Annotated in this window: 15 protein-coding genes; 8 read left to right on the plus strand and 7 right to left on the minus strand. The window is 72.9% G+C overall.

What is annotated here, in order from left to right; translation table 11 throughout:
* Nucleotides 1-50: 50 nt before the first annotated feature.
* Together MED01_RS05440 and MED01_RS05445 are read right to left on the minus strand one after the other, a co-directional pair.
* A complete protein-coding gene (locus MED01_RS05440; RefSeq protein WP_238667421.1) occupies nucleotides 51-755 on the minus strand; it encodes a hypothetical protein in 705 nt (234 codons plus the stop codon).
* 31 nt (nucleotides 756-786) lie between these two features.
* Nucleotides 787-1,242, minus strand: a complete 456-nt coding sequence (locus MED01_RS05445) for an SRPBCC family protein (protein WP_238667422.1) — start codon at nucleotides 1,240-1,242, stop codon at nucleotides 787-789.
* Between the two features lie 119 nt (nucleotides 1,243-1,361).
* On the opposite strand from MED01_RS05445, the gene MED01_RS05450 reads away from it, so the two are divergent.
* The 7 genes from MED01_RS05450 to MED01_RS05480 all read left to right on the plus strand — a co-directional run bounded on the left by MED01_RS05450 (nucleotide 1,362) and on the right by MED01_RS05480 (nucleotide 9,699).
* Nucleotides 1,362-3,176, plus strand: a complete 1,815-nt coding sequence (locus MED01_RS05450; protein WP_238667423.1) for an AMP-dependent synthetase/ligase — start codon at nucleotides 1,362-1,364, stop codon at nucleotides 3,174-3,176.
* 14 nt (nucleotides 3,177-3,190) lie between these two features.
* Complete coding sequence (locus tag MED01_RS05455) at nucleotides 3,191-4,882, plus strand: sensor histidine kinase (RefSeq protein WP_238667424.1); 1,692 nt, start codon at nucleotides 3,191-3,193, stop codon at nucleotides 4,880-4,882.
* Between the two features lie 7 nt (nucleotides 4,883-4,889).
* A complete protein-coding gene (locus MED01_RS05460; RefSeq protein ID WP_030337723.1) occupies nucleotides 4,890-5,558 on the plus strand; it encodes a response regulator transcription factor in 669 nt (222 codons plus the stop codon).
* Between the two features lie 142 nt (nucleotides 5,559-5,700).
* Nucleotides 5,701-6,510 (plus strand): SAM-dependent methyltransferase, encoded by an 810-nt coding sequence (locus MED01_RS05465; protein ID WP_238667425.1) that lies wholly within the window; start codon nucleotides 5,701-5,703, stop codon nucleotides 6,508-6,510.
* 79 nt (nucleotides 6,511-6,589) lie between these two features.
* Nucleotides 6,590-8,248: a putative bifunctional diguanylate cyclase/phosphodiesterase gene (locus tag MED01_RS05470; RefSeq protein WP_238667489.1), complete on the plus strand. Its 1,659-nt coding sequence runs from the start codon at nucleotides 6,590-6,592 to the stop codon at nucleotides 8,246-8,248.
* Nucleotides 8,249-8,432: 184 nt separating this feature from the next.
* The gene (locus MED01_RS05475; protein WP_238667426.1) at nucleotides 8,433-9,017 is read left to right on the plus strand and encodes a TetR/AcrR family transcriptional regulator; all 585 of its coding nucleotides are present in this window, start codon (nucleotides 8,433-8,435) and stop codon (nucleotides 9,015-9,017) included.
* Between the two features lie 19 nt (nucleotides 9,018-9,036).
* Nucleotides 9,037-9,699, plus strand: a complete 663-nt coding sequence (locus MED01_RS05480) for a lysophospholipid acyltransferase family protein (protein WP_238667427.1) — start codon at nucleotides 9,037-9,039, stop codon at nucleotides 9,697-9,699.
* A 13-nt stretch (nucleotides 9,700-9,712) separates the two neighbouring features.
* On the opposite strand, the gene MED01_RS05485 is transcribed toward MED01_RS05480, so the two are convergent.
* The 5 genes from MED01_RS05485 to MED01_RS05505 all read right to left on the minus strand — a co-directional run bounded on the left by MED01_RS05485 (nucleotide 9,713) and on the right by MED01_RS05505 (nucleotide 15,006).
* A complete protein-coding gene (locus tag MED01_RS05485; protein WP_238667428.1) occupies nucleotides 9,713-10,837 on the minus strand; it encodes a glycosyltransferase family 4 protein in 1,125 nt (374 codons plus the stop codon).
* The gene (locus MED01_RS05490; protein WP_238667429.1) at nucleotides 10,834-12,093 is read right to left on the minus strand and encodes a M48 family metallopeptidase; all 1,260 of its coding nucleotides are present in this window, start codon (nucleotides 12,091-12,093) and stop codon (nucleotides 10,834-10,836) included. The genes MED01_RS05485 and MED01_RS05490 overlap by 4 nt, the downstream gene beginning before the upstream one ends.
* Nucleotides 12,094-12,195: 102 nt before the next feature.
* A complete protein-coding gene (locus MED01_RS05495) occupies nucleotides 12,196-12,414 on the minus strand; it encodes a hypothetical protein (RefSeq protein ID WP_238667430.1) in 219 nt (72 codons plus the stop codon).
* 291 nt (nucleotides 12,415-12,705) lie between these two features.
* Nucleotides 12,706-13,425 (minus strand): DinB family protein, encoded by a 720-nt coding sequence (locus MED01_RS05500; RefSeq protein WP_238667431.1) that lies wholly within the window; start codon nucleotides 13,423-13,425, stop codon nucleotides 12,706-12,708.
* A 129-nt stretch (nucleotides 13,426-13,554) separates the two neighbouring features.
* On the minus strand, nucleotides 13,555-15,006 hold the full coding sequence (locus MED01_RS05505) for an NYN domain-containing protein (RefSeq protein ID WP_238667432.1): 1,452 nt from the start codon (nucleotides 15,004-15,006) through the stop codon (nucleotides 13,555-13,557).
* A 127-nt stretch (nucleotides 15,007-15,133) separates the two neighbouring features.
* Here MED01_RS05505 and MED01_RS05510 point away from each other — a divergent pair, with 127 nt between their 5' ends.
* On the plus strand, nucleotides 15,134-16,888 hold the full coding sequence (locus MED01_RS05510; RefSeq protein ID WP_238667433.1) for a DEDD exonuclease domain-containing protein: 1,755 nt from the start codon (nucleotides 15,134-15,136) through the stop codon (nucleotides 16,886-16,888).
* The last annotated feature ends 42 nt before the right edge of the window (nucleotides 16,889-16,930 follow it).

Consider the following 16,930-nt stretch of genomic DNA (forward strand, 5'->3'; position numbering starts at 1 on the left):
TCCGGCCCAGGATCCGGCACAGTGCCGGTCCGGGTCGGAAGGTCCCGCGCTCAGGCGCCGTCGCCCGATGCTTCCGCGTCGGCGTCATCGGGCACCCGCGAGGCGGGCACCACGGGACGGGTGGTCGGTGCCGGTACGGTCGCCGTCCCGGCCTCGTCGACGGGTGGTGCGGCGGCCGGGGCGAGTGGGTCCGCCGTCCGGGTGGCGACCGACCAGACATCCCGCTCCGGCGCCGGCTGAGAATCATGCCCGGTACGGGTGGCATCGCGCCACACGTGGTCGTCGACTGTCGCGGTGGGCGGGGCACTCGGGGGTGGCTCGGGGAGCACGTCGTCGGTGCTCGCGGCGGGTGCCGGCGAGGGCGGGCTGGTCGGCTCGGCGGCCGGCTCGGCGGGGCTCGGCGCGGCCGGTTCCGTCGGGGAGAACGCGCGGAGCAGGCTGGCGACGCCCGCGGCGAGGTCTCCGGCGCCGGTAGCGAGCCGCTCGGCGAATTCCGGACTCGGGTCCCGCAAGGCGGCGATGCCCCGACAGACCGGGCAGACGCAGCATTCGGCCGAACCGGTGGCGAAAGCACCACCGGCGCCGGGGCGGGCGTCCGTTCCGGCGCTGTGACCGAGGACACCAGACAGCATCCCGCCCAACGAGCCGAGCGCGCCGCCCGCCGAGCCGGCGGAGGCCAGTCGCGCCCCCGCCAGCAGGGTGGCGACCAGCCGCTCCGCCTCTTCCCGGGCCGAACCCGGATCCGTTCCGCCCACCGTCGGCTCCTCTACCGTGCCACCGGACACGTCACTGCGCCGCACCGGTTGCTTCTACCCGGCGCTTGAGCTGCTTCAACGCGGTGTCCATGATCATCTTCTCGGCTTTGCGCCGAAACATCCCGAGCATGCCGACCGACAGGTCGACCTCCAGCGTGTAGGTCACCGTCGTGCTGCCGTCCTGGTTACCCACCAGGTCGTACGAACCACGCTGGGCCTTCTGCATCTTCGACGGAGCGACCAGGTGCCACTCGATCCGGGACAGGTCCTCGGCGTACTCGTAGGCGAGCACGTACTCGTCGGCCATCACCCCGGCGTCGATGGTGAATCGCACCTGACTGGCGTAGCCGTCCTCGTACTCCTCGACGACCTCGGCGCGGCGCACCGCCTCGGTCCACTCCGGGTAGCGCGCGAAGTCGCAAATGACCGCCGTCACCCGATCCGGTGCGGCGCCGATGATGATCGACTGGGTGGAGGAGTCCGCCATGGGGGGAGGCTACCCGCCTCCTGGTTGTCTCACCCCGACCGCCCGCCGGGTAGGTTTCGACACATGCCGACGCCCACGGCGGCGGCCAGCCCGACCAGTGCGAGCACGAAGGAGTGCAGGTGCGCGAGTTCTCCGTCCCGCCGATCGTCACCGTTGGCGACGCGGCCAACCTCACCGATCCGGTCTGGGACAACGCCGAAGTCGCGCCCGACACCGTCCAGTTCGCCCGCCCCACTCCGCGCACCGACGGCACCGTCACCGAATGGACCGAGGTGACCTGCCTCCAGTTCCGCGACGAGGTGGCCGCGGTGGCCCGCGGGCTGATCGCCGCCGGCATCGAGCCCGGCGTCCGGGTCGGGCTGATGAGCCGCACCCGCTACGAGTGGACGCTGCTGGACTACGCCATCTGGGCCGTCGGCGCGGTGACCGTACCGATCTACGAGACGTCCAGCGCCGAGCAGGCCGCGTGGATCCTCGAGGACTCCAACGCGGTCGCCGTCGTGGTGGAGAGCGAGGCGCACGCCGCACTGATCGCCGGTGTCCGGCACCGGCTGCCCGACCTGAGCCAGGTCTGGCAGATCGACAGCGGCGGCGTCGACGAGCTGGTCAGCACCGGCGCCGCGATCGAGCTGGCCGAGGTCGGGCGGCGGCGCAAGGCCGTCCGCGCCGACGACCTGGCCACGATCATCTACACCAGCGGCACCACCGGCCGGCCCAAGGGCTGCGTGCTCACCCACCGCAACATGTACTCCGACATCGCCAACGCGGTGCCGGTGCTGCCGAACCTGTTCAACGCCGGCGCGAGCACCCTGCTCTTCCTCCCGCTGGCGCACGCCTTCGCCCGACTCATCCAGATCGGCGTCGTGCAGGCGCGGGCCACCATGGCGCACTGCGCCGACACCAAGAACCTGGTCGCCGAGCTGCAGGCGTTCCGACCCACCTTCGTGCTCTCCGTACCCCGGGTCTTCGAGAAGGTCTACAACGCCGCCAAGCAGAAGGCCGAGGCGGACGGCAAGGGCGGCGTCTTCGCCCGCGCCGAGCAGGTCGCCATCGCGTACAGCGAGGCGCTGGAGACCCCGGGCGGACCTGGCCTGGCGCTGCGCGCCCAGCACGTGGTCTTCGACCGGCTGGTCTACCGCAAGCTGCGCGCCGCGCTCGGCGGACGGTGCCGGGACGCGATCTCCGGCGGCGCGCCACTCGGCGCCCGGCTCGGCCACTTCTTCCGGGGCATCGGCGTGACGGTCCTGGAGGGCTACGGCCTCACCGAGACCTCGCCCGCCGCCGCCGCGAACCTGCCCAGCGGCACCCGGATGGGCAGCGTCGGCCGTCCGCTGCCCGGTGTGACGGTGCGGATCGAGGACGACGGCGAGATCCTGATCTCCGGTGCGCTGATCTTCCAGGGTTACTGGCGCAACGAGACAGCGACCGCCGAGACGATCAGCGCCGACGGCTGGTTCCGCACCGGTGACCTGGGCCAGCTCGACTCCGACGGCTACCTGAGCATCACCGGCCGCAAGAAGGAGCTGATCGTCACCGCCGGTGGCAAGAACGTCGCCCCGGCGGTACTGGAGGACCTGGTCCGTGCGCACCCGTTGATCAGCCAGTGTGTCGTGGTCGGCGACCGGAAGCCGTTCATCGCGGCGCTGGTCACCGTCGACGAGGAGGCGCTGCCGACCTGGCTGGAGAGCGCCGGGATGCCCCTCGACACCCCTGTCGAGCAGCTACGCGAGCACGAGAGCCTCCGCAAGGAGATTCAGGCCGCGATCGACGCCGCGAACCAGGCCGTGTCGAAGGCCGAGGCGATCAAGGTGTTCCGGGTCCTGCCCCGCGACTTCACCGAGGCGACCGGCGAGCTGACCCCGTCGCTCAAGGTCAAGCGCCAGGTTGTCCACAAGACGTACGCGGCGGAGATCGCCGATATCTACCGAGGCTGACTACCATCCGTCACGTGCCCGCATCCACAGCCACCGCCCCGCACCCGCATCCCCTCGCCGCGGCCGCCCGCGTGGTGATGCTGGCGCTGGTCGCCATCCTGACCCTGTTCGCCACCCGCGACGTCACCCAGTTGTGGTGGATCGCGCTGCTGGCGGTGGCCGGGCTGCCGTCACTGCTGGCACCGCAGCACCGGCTGGTCGGCCCGCTGAGCCGGGTGGCCGAGGTGCTGGTGCTGGGGCTGGCCGCGAGCCACGTCGCCGCGGTGGCGTCGATCGGTGGCACTGTCGACGGCCTGGGCGCCTCGGCGGTGCTGCCCTACCTGGCGGTCCCGGTGACCGTCACCGCGCTGCGCCGCCGCTTCCCGGAGGGTGCCGCGCTGCTCGTGGTCACCGCCGCCACCCTGCTGCTCAGCGGCGCGCTGACCCGGGTCGACGGCGGTCTCCAGCTCGGCCAGCTGGGTTACCTCGCCGTCTGCGCGCAGTGGCTGATCCTGGCGGCGCTGGGGCTCTATGCCGCCGGCACGCTGCACCGGGTGATGGCGGTCCGCGGTGAGGGCAAACCCCAGCCGTACGCCGAGGCGACCCGGCTGCTGACCCAACTGCGGACGGTGGCCCGGCAGCTGCCCGGGGCGACCCTGGACCCGGGCGGCATCTCCGAGCACCTGCTGGAGGAGCTGCGGACGGTGGCCCGCGCGGACCGGGGCGCGGTGCTGTCGGCCAGCGGCGGCGGTCGGCTCGTGGTGCTCGCCCAGGCCGGCGTCGACCGGGTGGACTGGGAGACGACGCTGGACGCCGACTCGGCGATCGCCGACGCCTGGGCCACCCAGCAGGCCACCACCGCCGCCCGGTCGCAGTCCCGCTCCCACTGCGGCGGCGACGTGTCCGCGCTGATCATTCCGCTGGTCGCCGGGGTGCGCACCGTGGGGCTGGTGGTGCTGGAGGCCGACGCCGCGCACGCGTACCCACCGCCGGTGGTGTCCCGGGTGACCGCGCTGACCCGCCCGGCCGCGCTGCGGCTGGAGGCGGCGCTGCTCTTCGACGAGGTGCGCTCACTGGCCACCAACGAGGAACGGCAGCGGCTGGCCCGGGAGATCCACGACGGGGTGGCCCAGGAGCTGGTGATGGTCGGCTACGGCATCGACAACGCCCTGGCCACCGTCTTCGACGACGCCGACGAGACCGCCGAGGCCCTGCGTACGCTGCGCGGCGAGGTGACCCGGGTGATCCAGGAGCTGCGGCTGAGCCTCTTCGAGTTGCGCAGCGAGGTGGACCGGCAGGGTGGGTTGGCAGCGGCGATCGCCGAGTACGCGCGCACAGTGGGCGCGTCCGGCGGGCTGCGGGTGCACCTCTCGCTGGACGAGTCCACCGCCCGGTTGCCGGCCGCCACCGAAGCCGAGTTGCTGCGCATCGCGCAGGAGGCGGTGACCAACGCGCGCAAGCACGCCGGGGCGTCGAATTTGTGGGTCACGTGTGAGGTCGACCCCCCGTACGCGCAAATAGAAGTGTCGGATGACGGTCAGGGGATGGCTGACCAGCGCCCGGACGGGCGGTACGGTCTTGCGATCATGGCCGAGAGGGCGGAACGTATCCGGGGCCGGTTGGAGATCAGGCCGCGGCAACCCAGCGGCACGACCGTGGCGGTGGTTCTCGGCACCTCGGCCCGGCGCGATAACGTGCGCGGCAGCGCAGCACCAGAAGGGGAGTAACCCGAGGATGACCACAAGTCCGATACCGGCCACCCGTACCAAGGTCCTCCTTGTCGACGATCATGACCTGATTCGCAAGGGTTTGCGGCACGCCTTCGAGCGCGACCGCCAGTTCGAGGTCGTCGGTGAGGCGGCCACGGCGGCGGAGGGAGTACGCCAGGCCGGCGCCTTGCAGCCGGACGTGGTGATCATGGATCTGCGGCTGCCCGACGGCAGCGGCCTGGAGGCCACCCGCGCACTGCGCAAGTCCAGCGCGTCGATGGGCATCGTGGTGCTGACCATGTACGCCGGCGACGACCAGCTCTTCGGGGCTCTGGAGGCCGGCGCGAGCGCCTTCGTGCCGAAGACCGCCCCGGCCGACGAGGTGGTGGCCGCCGCACGGCACGCCGCCTCCTCCCCCAGCGCGTTCACCGCGGCCGACCTGGCCGAGGCGATGAAGCGCCGGCTCGCCCCGTCCGGCCCGCAGTTGTCTCCGCGGGAGGGGCAGGTGCTGCGGCTGCTCGCCGACGGGATGAGCGTGGCGGGCATCGCCAAGCAGCTGTTCGTCAGCGAGTCCACGGCGAAGACGCACATCTCGAAGCTCTACGAGAAGCTCGGCGCGGCCAACCGGGCTCAGGCCCTGATGACCGCGCTCCGGCTGGGCCTGCTCGAGGCACCGGACGCGCCGAAGTTCTGACCTGCCTCCCGCTCGTCGAGCGGGACGAAACGACCGACGTCGGCGAGCAACCTTCGGCGCGCTATGGTCTGGCGTGCGTGGCGGGTGCACAATACCCGCGCGGGCGACGATGCTCGCGTCGCGGATTCGAGGGGTGAAACGCATGCAGCGGCCGGACTGGGCACCCGACACCATCGACATCGAGCGCCCGAGCGTCGCGCGGATGTACGACTACTACCTCGGCGGCTCGCACAACTTCGCCGCCGACCGGGCCGCCGCGCAGGCCATGGTCGCCGCGGTGCCCGAGGCACCTCTGATGGCCCAGGCCAACCGGGCGTTCCTGCGTCGCGCCGTGCACCACCTTGCCGACGCCGGGATCAAGCAGTTCCTGGACATCGGTTCGGGCATCCCGACGGTCGGCAACGTGCACGAGATCGCCCAGCAGCTCGACCCGCAGGCGCGTGTGGTCTACGTGGACGTCGACCCGGTGGCTGTGGCGCACAGCCGCGAGATCCTCGCCGGCAACGAGCAGGCCGCAGTCGTACAGGAGGACCTGCGCAACCCGGAGGCGATCCTGGCCCATCCGGACGTCCGCAAGCTGCTCGACCTGAGCCAACCGGTGGCCGTGATGGTCGTGGCCGTCCTGCACTTCGTCTCCGACGACGACCGGCCGGCGGAGCTGCTGCGGACGCTGCGGGACGCGTTGGCGCCCGGCAGCTACCTGGTGCTGTCGCAGGCCAGCGACGACGGGCGCAGCGAGGACGAACGCGCCGAGGCGGAGCGGGTCTACCGGCGTACCGACAACCCGCTGTCGGTGCGCAGCCGCGCCGAGCTGACCACGCTCTTCGACGGCTTCGAGCTGCTCGACCCCGGCGTGGTCTGGGTGCCCCAGTGGCGACCGGACACCCCGGAGAGCGCGGAGGACGCCGAGCGCGCGGTCTTCATGGGCGGCGTCGGGCGCCTCGGTGGCTGAGTCGCCCGGGGCGAACCCCTGCCCGGGGACGTTCGCCCGGGCCTGGGCGAAGGCGGTCTCCGGCACCAGCTACCTACCGATGACCCAGGCCCAGTTGGAGTCCCTGCTGGACCGGCTCACCGGGCAACTGGCCGGGGCGTTGCTCACCGAGCCGTTCGACCTGCGTGCCGGGCACCGGGTCGGCGCCGAGTTGGTCGCCGCGCACATCGCTTCCGCCGAGGGGCTGGGTCGTACCGTCGAGGTCATCCAGCTCCGCCTGGTGCGCGACCTGGGCTTGGTGGCCGAGGACGTCGAGGACCGGATGGCCCGGCTGCTGGCGGCCGTGACGACCGGCTACGCCCGCGCCCTGCGCGACCGGACCCTCGACGAGCAGGAGTCGATCCGCCGCGCCGCCATGCGTGCCCGCACCCAGGCCGAGCGGGCGCTGCGGGCCAGCGAGGCCCGGTTCCGACATCAGGCCACCCACGACCCGCTCACCGGCCTGCCCAACCGGACGCTGTTCACCGAACGGCTCGCCGCTGCGCTCAACGAGCCGGGCCGGGGCGCGCAGCGGGTCGGGGTGTGCTTCCTGGACCTGGACCGCTTCAAGGTGGTCAACGACACGCTGGGGCACCAGATCGGTGACCTGCTGCTGGCCACTGTGGCCGAGCGGCTGCGCAAGTCAATGGGTGAGCACCTGGTGGCCCGGCTCGGCGGCGACGAGTTCGTCATTCTGGTGGAACGCACCGCCGGCACCGACGACATGGTGGCGGTGGCCGAGACGGCGCTCGCCGCGGTACGCACACCGGCCCTGGTCGACGGGCACGAGTTGCAGATATCGGCGAGCATCGGCATCGTCGAGCGCCAGGTGGCCGGGGCGAACCCCACGGACCTGATGCGGGCCGCCGACAGCACCCTGCACTGGGCGAAGTCCGCCGGTGGGGCGCGCTGGGCGCTGTACGACGCCGAGCGCAACCAACGTGAACTGGCCCGGTACGCGCTCTCCGCGGCCATCCCGGCGGCGTTGGAGCGGGGCGAGTTCTACCTCGACTACCAGCCGCTGACCTCGCTGCGCGACGGCAGCCTGGTCGGCGTGGAGGCGCTGGTCCGGTGGCGCCACCCCGAGTTGGGGGTGCTGCGCCCGGACAGCTTCATCGGGTTGGCCGAGGAGACCGGCCTGATCGTCCAGTTGGGCGGTTGGGTGTTGGCCGAGGCGTGCCGCGAGGCCGAGGCGTGGTCGGCCGGGGGTGTCGCCGCGCCCTTCGTCAGTGTCAACCTGGCGGTACGGCAGGTGCACCGGCCCGGGTTGGTGCAGGAGGTCCGCGCGCTGCTGCGGCGGACCGGCCTGCCACCGGAGCGACTCCAACTGGAGATCACCGAGAGCACGATGATGAGCACCGCCGAGGAGCCGGTCCGCGCCCTGCGGGTCCTCGCCGACCTCGGGGTCCGCATCGCCATCGACGACTTCGGCACCGGTTACAGCAACCTGGCGTACCTGCGGGATCTGCCGGTGACCGAGCTGAAGGTGGCCGGGGAGTTCGTGGCGGGCCTGCGGTCGCCCTCCGTCGGCCGCACCGACGAGCGGATTCTCGCCTCCCTGGTCTCGCTGGCGCACGCGCTGGACCTGACCGTCACCGCCGAAGGGGTGGAGACCGCTGGGCAGGCCGAGCGGCTACGCGCGATCGGCTGCGACGCGGCTCAGGGTTGGCACTTCGGCCGCCCGGCCCCCGCCGATCGCATCCTGGCCCGCATCCGCTGAACCTGCCCGGCCCAACCACCCCGACCGACGCACATGATCCACTCGTCTTTCATGATGTCGGGGTATCCCTCGGGCACGACACCCCGACTTCACGAAACCCCTCACCGGTCTGCGGACGGCAGACCGACCGGGGAGATCCGGCACGGAGGTAGACAGCGTCTACCTCGACTGGTAGACAGTGTCTATGGACGCGGACGAGACAGGGCTGCGGGCGCGGTTGGTGGCCGCCGGGGTGGACCTGGTGCTGCGCGAGGGCCAGTCGGCGGTGTCGCTGCGGGAGATCGCCCGTACTGCCGGGGTCTCGCACGGCGCACCGCGCCGCTACTTTCCCACCCACGTCGACCTGCTCTCCGCCATCGCCCGGGAGGGCTTCGCCGACCTCACCGCCCGGGTCGAGCGAACGTTGCGCGACGCCGACCCGGATCCCCGTACCCAATTGACAGCGTTGGCCCGGACGTACCTGGACTTCGCGGCGGCCCACCGCGGCATGTTCGAGCTGATGTTCCGCCACGACCTGCTGGACAGCGGCCGACTGCGGCTGCGCGAGACGAGCCTGCCGCTGTTCGCCGTGCTGGCCGATCTGGTGGCGCAGGCGTGCCGGCCCACCGACGCGCCAGCGGCGGTGCTGGCCGGCGTGCTGTGGGCGAACCTGCACGGCATCGCCCAACTCTGGGCCTGGGGCAGCCTGCCGCTGGCCACCGGCGCCACCGACGACGATGCCCTGCTGCGCGCCGCGTTGGACGCCCACCTCGGCCCGGCGCGGGCCTGAAACCCGACCCGGAGGACACGTGCCCCTGCTGTACGACGTCACCAAGCTGACCGTCGGCGCCGCGCTGCGGTTTGGCTGGCAGCCCCGGGTGGAAGGGCTTGAGCATCTGCCCCGACACGGCGGCGCGATCCTCGCCGGCAATCACCTCTCGGTCGCCGACGAGCTGTTTCTCGTCACCTCGACACCCCGACACGTCACCTTCTGGGCGAAGGTCGAGTACTTCAACGGCCGGGGCCCGGCAGGTTGGCTCAACCGGCGGATCGTCGCCGGCATGGGCGCCATCCCGGTCGACCGCACCGACGGCCGGGCCGCCCTGCGCGCCCTCGACGCCGCCGTCCCGGTGCTGCGCGCCGGCGGCCTGGTCGCCGTCTACCCGGAGGGCACCCGTTCCCCGGACGGGCGGCTCTACCGGGGGCGGGTCGGGATGACCCGGCTGGCCCGCGACGCCGGGGTGCCGATCATCCCGGTCGGCGTGCTCGGCACCGCCGAGGTGCTGCCGGTCGACGCACGGCTGCCCCGTCGACACCCGATCACCCTGCGGTTCGGCCCGCCGATCCCGGTCGCCGAACGGATCAACGGGCCGCGGGACATCCGAACTGTCACCGACGAGGTGATGGCGGCGATCCAGCAGCTCACCGGCCAGGAGTACGTGCCGCGCTACGCGCCCACCCGGGAGAGCTGAACGGGGGCGGCGATCAGCCGGCGAGCAGTGCCGCCATGCGTTCCGCCTGCGCCTCCCAGCGCCACTCCCGTTCCACCCACGCCCGGCCGGCCGCGCCCAACTGACGGGCCAGGTCCCGGTCGGCGAGCAGCCGGGCTACCCGGTCGGCGAGCTGGGCGACATCCCGACCGCGCACGACGTAGCCGGTCTCCCCCTCGCGGACCGCGTCCGGCGCGCCCCCGGAGTCACCGGCCACCACCGGCAGACCGGCCGCGGATGCCTCCAGATAGACGATGCCCAGCCCTTCGACGTCGAGGCCACGGTTGCGGGTGCGGCACGGCATCGCGTAGACGTCACCGGCCGCGTAGTGCGCCGGCAACTCGACCGACGGCACCGTGCCGGTGAACACCACATCCCGTTCCACACCGGTCTGGCGGGCCAGCTTCTCCAGGGTCGCCCGGTACGGCCCGCCGCCGACGATCAGCAGCGCCGCGTCGGGCACCCGGCGGCGGATCTCCGGCAGCGCCCGGATCAGGGTGTCCTGACCCTTGCGCGGCACCAGCCGGGACACACAGACGACCACCGGCCGGTCGGTCAACCCGAGCCGGGCCCGGACCTGTTCACCGTCCACGCTCGGGTGGTAGGTGTCCACGTCGACCCCGGGCGCGAGGCGGCGCAGCTCAGTCACCCCGTCCAGCACCCGGGCCAACCGGCTACGGGTGTACTCGCCGAGATAGGTGGTCACGTCCACACCCCGACCGATGCGCCGCAGCGCCGGCCGGGCGGCCGGCACCGCCGCCCAACCGATCTCGTGGCCATGGGTCTGCGCCACCACCCGGCGGATGTCGGCACGCCGCCGCAGGCCGGCCGCGAGAAGGCCCAACGGGGCCGCCGCGCCGAACCACACGGTGTCGCAGTCGTACGAGCGAGCCAACCGGGCCGCCCTGCGGGCGATCAACGGGGTGGGCAGCAACACCCGGGTACGTTCCCGGATCACCTCGAACGGCTGGTCGGCGTCGAACTTCGCTGCCCCGCGCCAGCTCGACGCGTAGACGACCACCGAGCCGGCCGGTTGACGGACCGCGAGGTTGTGCACGAACGACTGGATCCCACCCGGACGGGGCGGAAAGTCATTGGTGATCAGCAGGGTGCGGTTCATCGGCCGGCCTCCCGGGCGTACGCGCGGGCGGCGGCCATCCGCTCCACTGTCGACGGATGTGAGGCCGAATAGAGGTATTCCCAGCGGGGCGGGTCGGGGTCACCGAGGTTGACCGAGCCGAGCCGGCGCTGCATCGACTCGAAGGACTCCGGGTCGTTGGTGAGCGCGAGCGCGTGCGCGTCGGCCCTCGCCTCCACCCGGCGGGACATCAGCGCCTGCACCGGAGCGGCAACCAGCCCGGCCACCGTGACCAGGGCGACCAGCAGCGGGAACGCGCGCGGCTGGGCCACCGAGTCGACACCCGCCAGCCGCAGCAGCGGCCCCCACGAGCCCAGCAGGTAGAGCGCCACCACGGCGGCCGCGGCACCCAGCGCCCCGGTCAGCGTGCCGGCTGCCACGTCGGAGTCCTTCGCGTGCCCCAACTCGTGCGCCACGACGGCGGTCACCTCGGCCGGGGTCGCCTCACGCAGCAGCGTGTCGTAGACGACCACCCGTCGGGTCGGACCGAGACCGGAGACGTACGCGTTGACCGCCCTGGTGCGCCGGGAGGCGTCGGCGACCAGCACGTCACGCACCGGCACCCCGTCGCGGGCGGCCATGCTCATCAGCTCGGTGCGCAGCGGGCCCTGCTCCATCGGGGTGAACCGGTTGAACACCGGCTCCACCAGCACCGGCAACACGAACGACAGCAGCCCCACAAGCACCGCGGCGCCGGCCGCACCGAACGCCCACCACCAGCGTGGCGCGAGCCGGATGACCGCGTAGAAGGCGAACAGCGCCACCGCGCCGATCACCGCGCTGACGGCGTACGACTTGAGCAGGTCGACAGCCCAGCCGCTCCAGCCGTTGGTGCTCATCCCGTAGCGGGTGAGCACGCTCTGCCGCCAGGCGGCGAACGGGAGCGTCACCAGGTCGGCGACGAGCACCACCGCCAGCCCGCCGAGCACAGCCTGCGCTGCCCAGTGCCCACCGAAGGGCCGGCCCACCAGCTCGACCAGGCGACCGCCGAACGGGGTCAACCCGAGCGCGAGGGCGATCAGCAGCCCAACGGCGAGCGCGGCGTAGCCACCGGGACGCAGCGCGGCCCGGAACTCCCGCCCCTTGGCCACCTGCTCGGCCGGCAGGTCGCCCAGCGCGGCGAGCTGGTCGGCCCGGGGTGCCGGCGGGCGGTGCCACGGGATGAGCAGCGCGGCCAGCACGACCAGCGCGAGGGCCAGCCCGGCCAGGGTCAACAGCGCCCAGCCGCGCGGGGTCACCGCGTCACCACCAGTTGTTCCCCGTTCATCGCGCCGCTCCTCCCGCCGTGACCGATCATCCTATGGCCCGCGAAAAGCCCGCTTCCGGGCGCGGTGTCGCGCTCAGGCGACGCGGCGGGTGACGCGACGGCGGGCTGCCTGCGGGCGCGCGGGCGCGGCCAGCACCTCCACGTCGAAGCCGGCTCGGGCGAGCACCTCGATGGCCTCGACCTCGGCGGCGACCAGCCCGGCCGCCGGGGACGTCTCGTCGAACAGGGCGGTCAGCGGGCAGCCGGAACAACCGTCGGCCCGCTTCGCGCACCCGTCGCAGTCGATGAGCATCACGCCCTCCTGATCGGCTCGCGGCGCTCGGGCGACTCCTGCCGTCGCCGAGCGAGCACCGTCGGTGACATCGACACTAACCACCGGGTACGACAGGAACCCAGTCCGACCGCCCGTTTCGGGGCTAGATCAGCTCCAGATCAGCGATATCGGGGTATCCCACCCGGCCGGAACCCCCGACATCAAGGAACCGCCGCCAGGCCCGACGACTACCGACCACCTGACTGGCGGCCGGCCGACTGCCCGGCCGGCCGAGCGCCGAAGCGGCCGAGCAGCCGTCGGGGCGAGGGCTCAGCCCTGCGCGTCGAGGTCACGCAGGGCGAAGCGGAGGTGCTGCCACTCCTCGTCGAAGATGACGTGAAGGCAGTGCAGCACCGTCACCTGCTTCTCGGGCCACCAGGGGGCCGGCCGAGTCTCGGCGAGCAGATCCGGCGTGACGGCTGCGAGAAAGTCGCGCACCATCGCCTGCCGCTCGGCTCGCAGCTCCGAGGTCGCGGCGAACGTCGGTTGCTCGACGGCGAAGATCGACATGTCGAAGCCGTCCGTCTCGTACTCGGCATGTGGTTGCCCGAGCGGGTGGAAGGGCTGCGGCAGGCGCCGGATCGCCTTTCCCAACCAGGTGTCGGCGGCGAACGCGAGGTGGCGCAGCGTCTGCGCGAACGACCACTCCCCGTCGATCGAGACGTCGACCGCACCCTCGGGCATGGACACGGCCCTGTCGACCGCCGCCGCCCAGGCCCGTTCGAGTGCCGCCCACGCCTCGCGGAGGTCGTCCGGATTCTTGGCCCGGCGGAGGTCGCGCCCGGGGAATCGTCGGTTGAGCTCGGCCTCGACCAGCGGCACGACATCGACGCCGTTGATCAGGAACGTGCCCTCGGCCAGCCACGGCGCGTCGACGTCAAGAGCGTCCACATCGACGCCGCGCATCACCGCACCGGCAAGCGTCGACCTGTTGAACCGGGCACCCCGCAGGTCCCGGTCGACGAAGACCTTCACGTCGTCCTGTGCCATGGCGACTCCCGTCCCTCGGCGGTCGCGGCGATGATAGCGCCGGGGTGGGACAGGTGAGACACAGCGCGACGTGTGGCGCACCGGCCGGGCTCGCCGGGACCGACCCGTCGACCTGTCGGCCCGCTGCGCTCAGGAGCGCGCGAGCCGCCGCAGCAGCGAGTCAGCGCCCAGCGGGTACGCGCCGTGCCGGCGTACCCCGTCGGCGACCTCGCGGTCCGACGAGACCACGACCACCGGCCGGCCCGCCGGCTCGGCGCGGACCAGTCGCCGGATCAGCTCGTCGGCGGTCTCACCCTTCCGGGAGAAGAGCACCCGTACGCCGCGCGGCGCGGGCGGCAGCCCGTGCATCCGCTCGGCGCCGTCGAAGACCACTGTGACCTCGTCGCCGGTCTGCGCGGCGATCCCGCCCAGCCCGGTGATCAGTCGTTTGCGCTGCTGCTCCAGGGACATCTCGCCGAAGCCACGCTTGGTGACGTTGTAACCGTCCACCACGAGGTGCGCCCGGGGCAGGGCGAGCAACTGGTCGAGCCGGGCCGGGTCGTCGGTGTCGCGGGCGCGGGCGGCGGGGCCGGCCGGGGCGGTGCCCGGCTGCTCGGCGAACGCGTCGGCGACGAAGTCGGCGGGGAGCTTGTCCACCGGGTCGAGCGCCAGCTCCCGGCGCAGCCCGACGGCGGCCTGACCGATGGTCTCCAGGAGCAGCCAGAGCCGGGCGTCGTCGACCGAGCGTGCCTCCTTGGCGCTGGCCCGGGCCACCCCGGCGGCGGCCTCGGCCTCGGCCAGCCGGGCCCGGGCACGGCGGAGTTCGGCGTCCACGTCGGCGCTGGCCCGGGCGGCCCGGCCGCGCTCGGTGGCCAGCAGCTCGGTGGCCTTCCGCTCACGGGCCTGGGTCTCCCGCAGGGTGCGGGCCACCTGTCGGGACTCCTCACGCAGCTGACCCAGCTCCTCGCGGACGCGGGCCAACTCGTCGCGGAGCTTCTCGGCCTCGACCCGGGCCACAGCGCGGTCGTGCTCGGCCCGGGTGGCCCGCTGCTCGGCCTCGCGGACCAACTCGGCGACGACGGCGCTGTCCGCCTCGGCGCGCACGGCCGCGCCGCTGGCGTCGATCAGCTCCCGCCAGCCGCGGGGCCGGGCCAGGTAGGCCAGCGCGGCCACCTCGACCGGGTCGGCGGCGGCCGGCGCGGTGCCCTCGACCACTGCCGCGCCGAGGTCACCGGCGTCGGACAGGACCCGCGCGGTGACCCGCTGCCGGAACAGCGGGTCGGCGGTGAGCTGGGCGGCGATGACCGGCGCGCCGAGCCGGGCGCGGCGGTTGGGGGCGAACTTTGCCACCCGGCGCAACGGCACCGGGACCTCGTCGGTGGGGAGGGTGGGCAGCACCGCAGCGGTGAGCGTCACGATCCGCTGGCGGACCGGCTCGGGCAGGGTGGGCTCCGGCTCGGCGGTGGGGCCGTCGTCCGTTGTCGGGTCCGATGCGCCCGATGTGTCGGTGACTACGTTGTCGTCCGGGTTGCCCACAGCACCGTCGAGCGCGACCGGATCCTCCTGCGGGAGGTGGTCGTCGTAAGGCTCGGTGAGGGGCATGTGGCAAGTCTCCCACCGCGACCGGGCCCACCGCCCGGTGAGTGAGCCGATCTCTCATCCTAGCCCCATGGTGACGGATGGGACGGCTGCGACGGGAGTGTCGGACCGGGGCGCTAGCGTGCCGCCGATGGCACAGGCGGAGTACGTCCAGGAGTCACTGGCCGGTCTCGACCCGGCGGTGGGCGGGGTGGACCCGGCGCTGCCGCTCTACGCGACGACCTTCGTGGTGGTCGACCTGGAGACCACCGGCGGCGCGCCGGACGGTGGCGGCATCACCGAGATCGGCGCGGTCAAGGTGCGCGGCGGCGAGCAGTTGGGGGTGCTGGCGACCCTGGTCAACCCGGGCCAGCCGATTCCGCCGTTCATCACGGTGCTGACCGGCATCACCCAGGCCATGCTGGTGCCGGCGCCACCGATCGAGCAGGTGCTGCCGAGCTTCCTGGAGTTCATCGACGACGCGGTGCTGGTGGCCCACAACGCCCCGTACGACGTGGGCTTCCTCAAGGCCGCCTGCGCCAAGCACGGCTACCGCTGGCCCAACCCCCGGGTCCTGGACACGGCGGCGCTCGCCCGCCGGGTGCTGACCCGCGACGAGGTGCCCAACCGCAAGCTGGGCACCCTGGCCGCCTACTTCCGCACCGCCACCCAGCCCACCCACCGGGCGTTGGACGACGCGAAGGCCACCGTCGACGTGCTGCACGGGCTGATCGGCCGGCTCGGCGGGCACCGGGTGGACACCGTCGGCGACGCCATCGAGTTCGCCCGCGCGGTCACCCCTACCCAGCGCCGCAAACGGCACCTGGCCGAGGGGTTGCCCAAGGTCCCCGGGGTCTACATCTTCCGGGCCGCCGACGACCGGCCGCTCTACGTGGGCACCTCGGTCGACATCGCCACCCGGGTGCGCAGCTACTTCACCGCCGGCGAGAAGCGTGCCCGGATCTCCGAGATGCTGGGCGCGGCCGAGCGGGTCGAGGCGGTGGAGTGCGCCCACTCGTTGGAGGCGGAGGTCCGCGAGCTGCGGTTGATCGCGGCGCACGCCCCGCCGTACAACCGCCGGTCCAAATACCCGGAACGGATGCTCTGGCTCAAGCTGACCGACGGTCCGTACCCTCGGCTGTCGATCGTCCGCGACCTCTCCCCCACCGACACCGCGTACCTCGGGCCGTTCACCTCCCGGCGGGCCGCCGAGCTGGCCGCCGCCGGTTTCCACGACGCGGTGCCGCTGCGCCAGTGCACCCACCGGCTCTCGCTGCGCACCGTCACGCCGGCCTGCGCGCTGGCCGAGCTGGGTCGCTGCCCGGCACCCTGCGAACACAAGATCACCCCGGAGGAGTACGACGACAGCGCCGCCGCGCCCTTCCGTACCGCGACGGCCAGCGACCCCCAGCCGGTGGTGGACGCGCTGCTCGCGCGGATCGACGTGCTCTCCCGCGACCAGCGCTACGAGGAGGCAGCTGTGGTGCGGTCCCGGCTGGCCGCCGTGCTGCGGGCCACAGTGCGGATGCAGCGGCTGGCCGCGCTGACCGGGATCGTCGAGTTGGCCGCGGCCCGGCCGGCCGCCCGGGGCGGCTGGGAGTTGGCGCTGGTCCGGCACGGCAGACTGGCCGGCGCGGGGGTGTCCCCGCCGGGCGTTCACCCGCGTCCCACGTTGACAGCGATCCGGGCCACCGCCGAGACGGTGTCGGGCGGGCACGGGCCGGTGCCGGCCGCGACCGCCGAGGAGTCGGAGCGGATCCTGTCCTGGTTGGAGCGACCGGAGACCCGACTCGTCGAGTTGTCCTCCGGTTGGTCGTCTCCGGCGAGTGGCGCGGGCCGGTTCCGTGACCTACTGGCGAAGGCCGAAGGCGGCGCGTCCCACCAACTCTCGACCGAACGCTCATGACCAACTGACCGATCGGACTACGTCGACTCGCTTAGGCTGTTA

This window comes from Micromonospora alfalfae (genome assembly GCF_022230925.1).
Classification (GTDB): domain Bacteria; phylum Actinomycetota; class Actinomycetes; order Mycobacteriales; family Micromonosporaceae; genus Micromonospora; species Micromonospora alfalfae.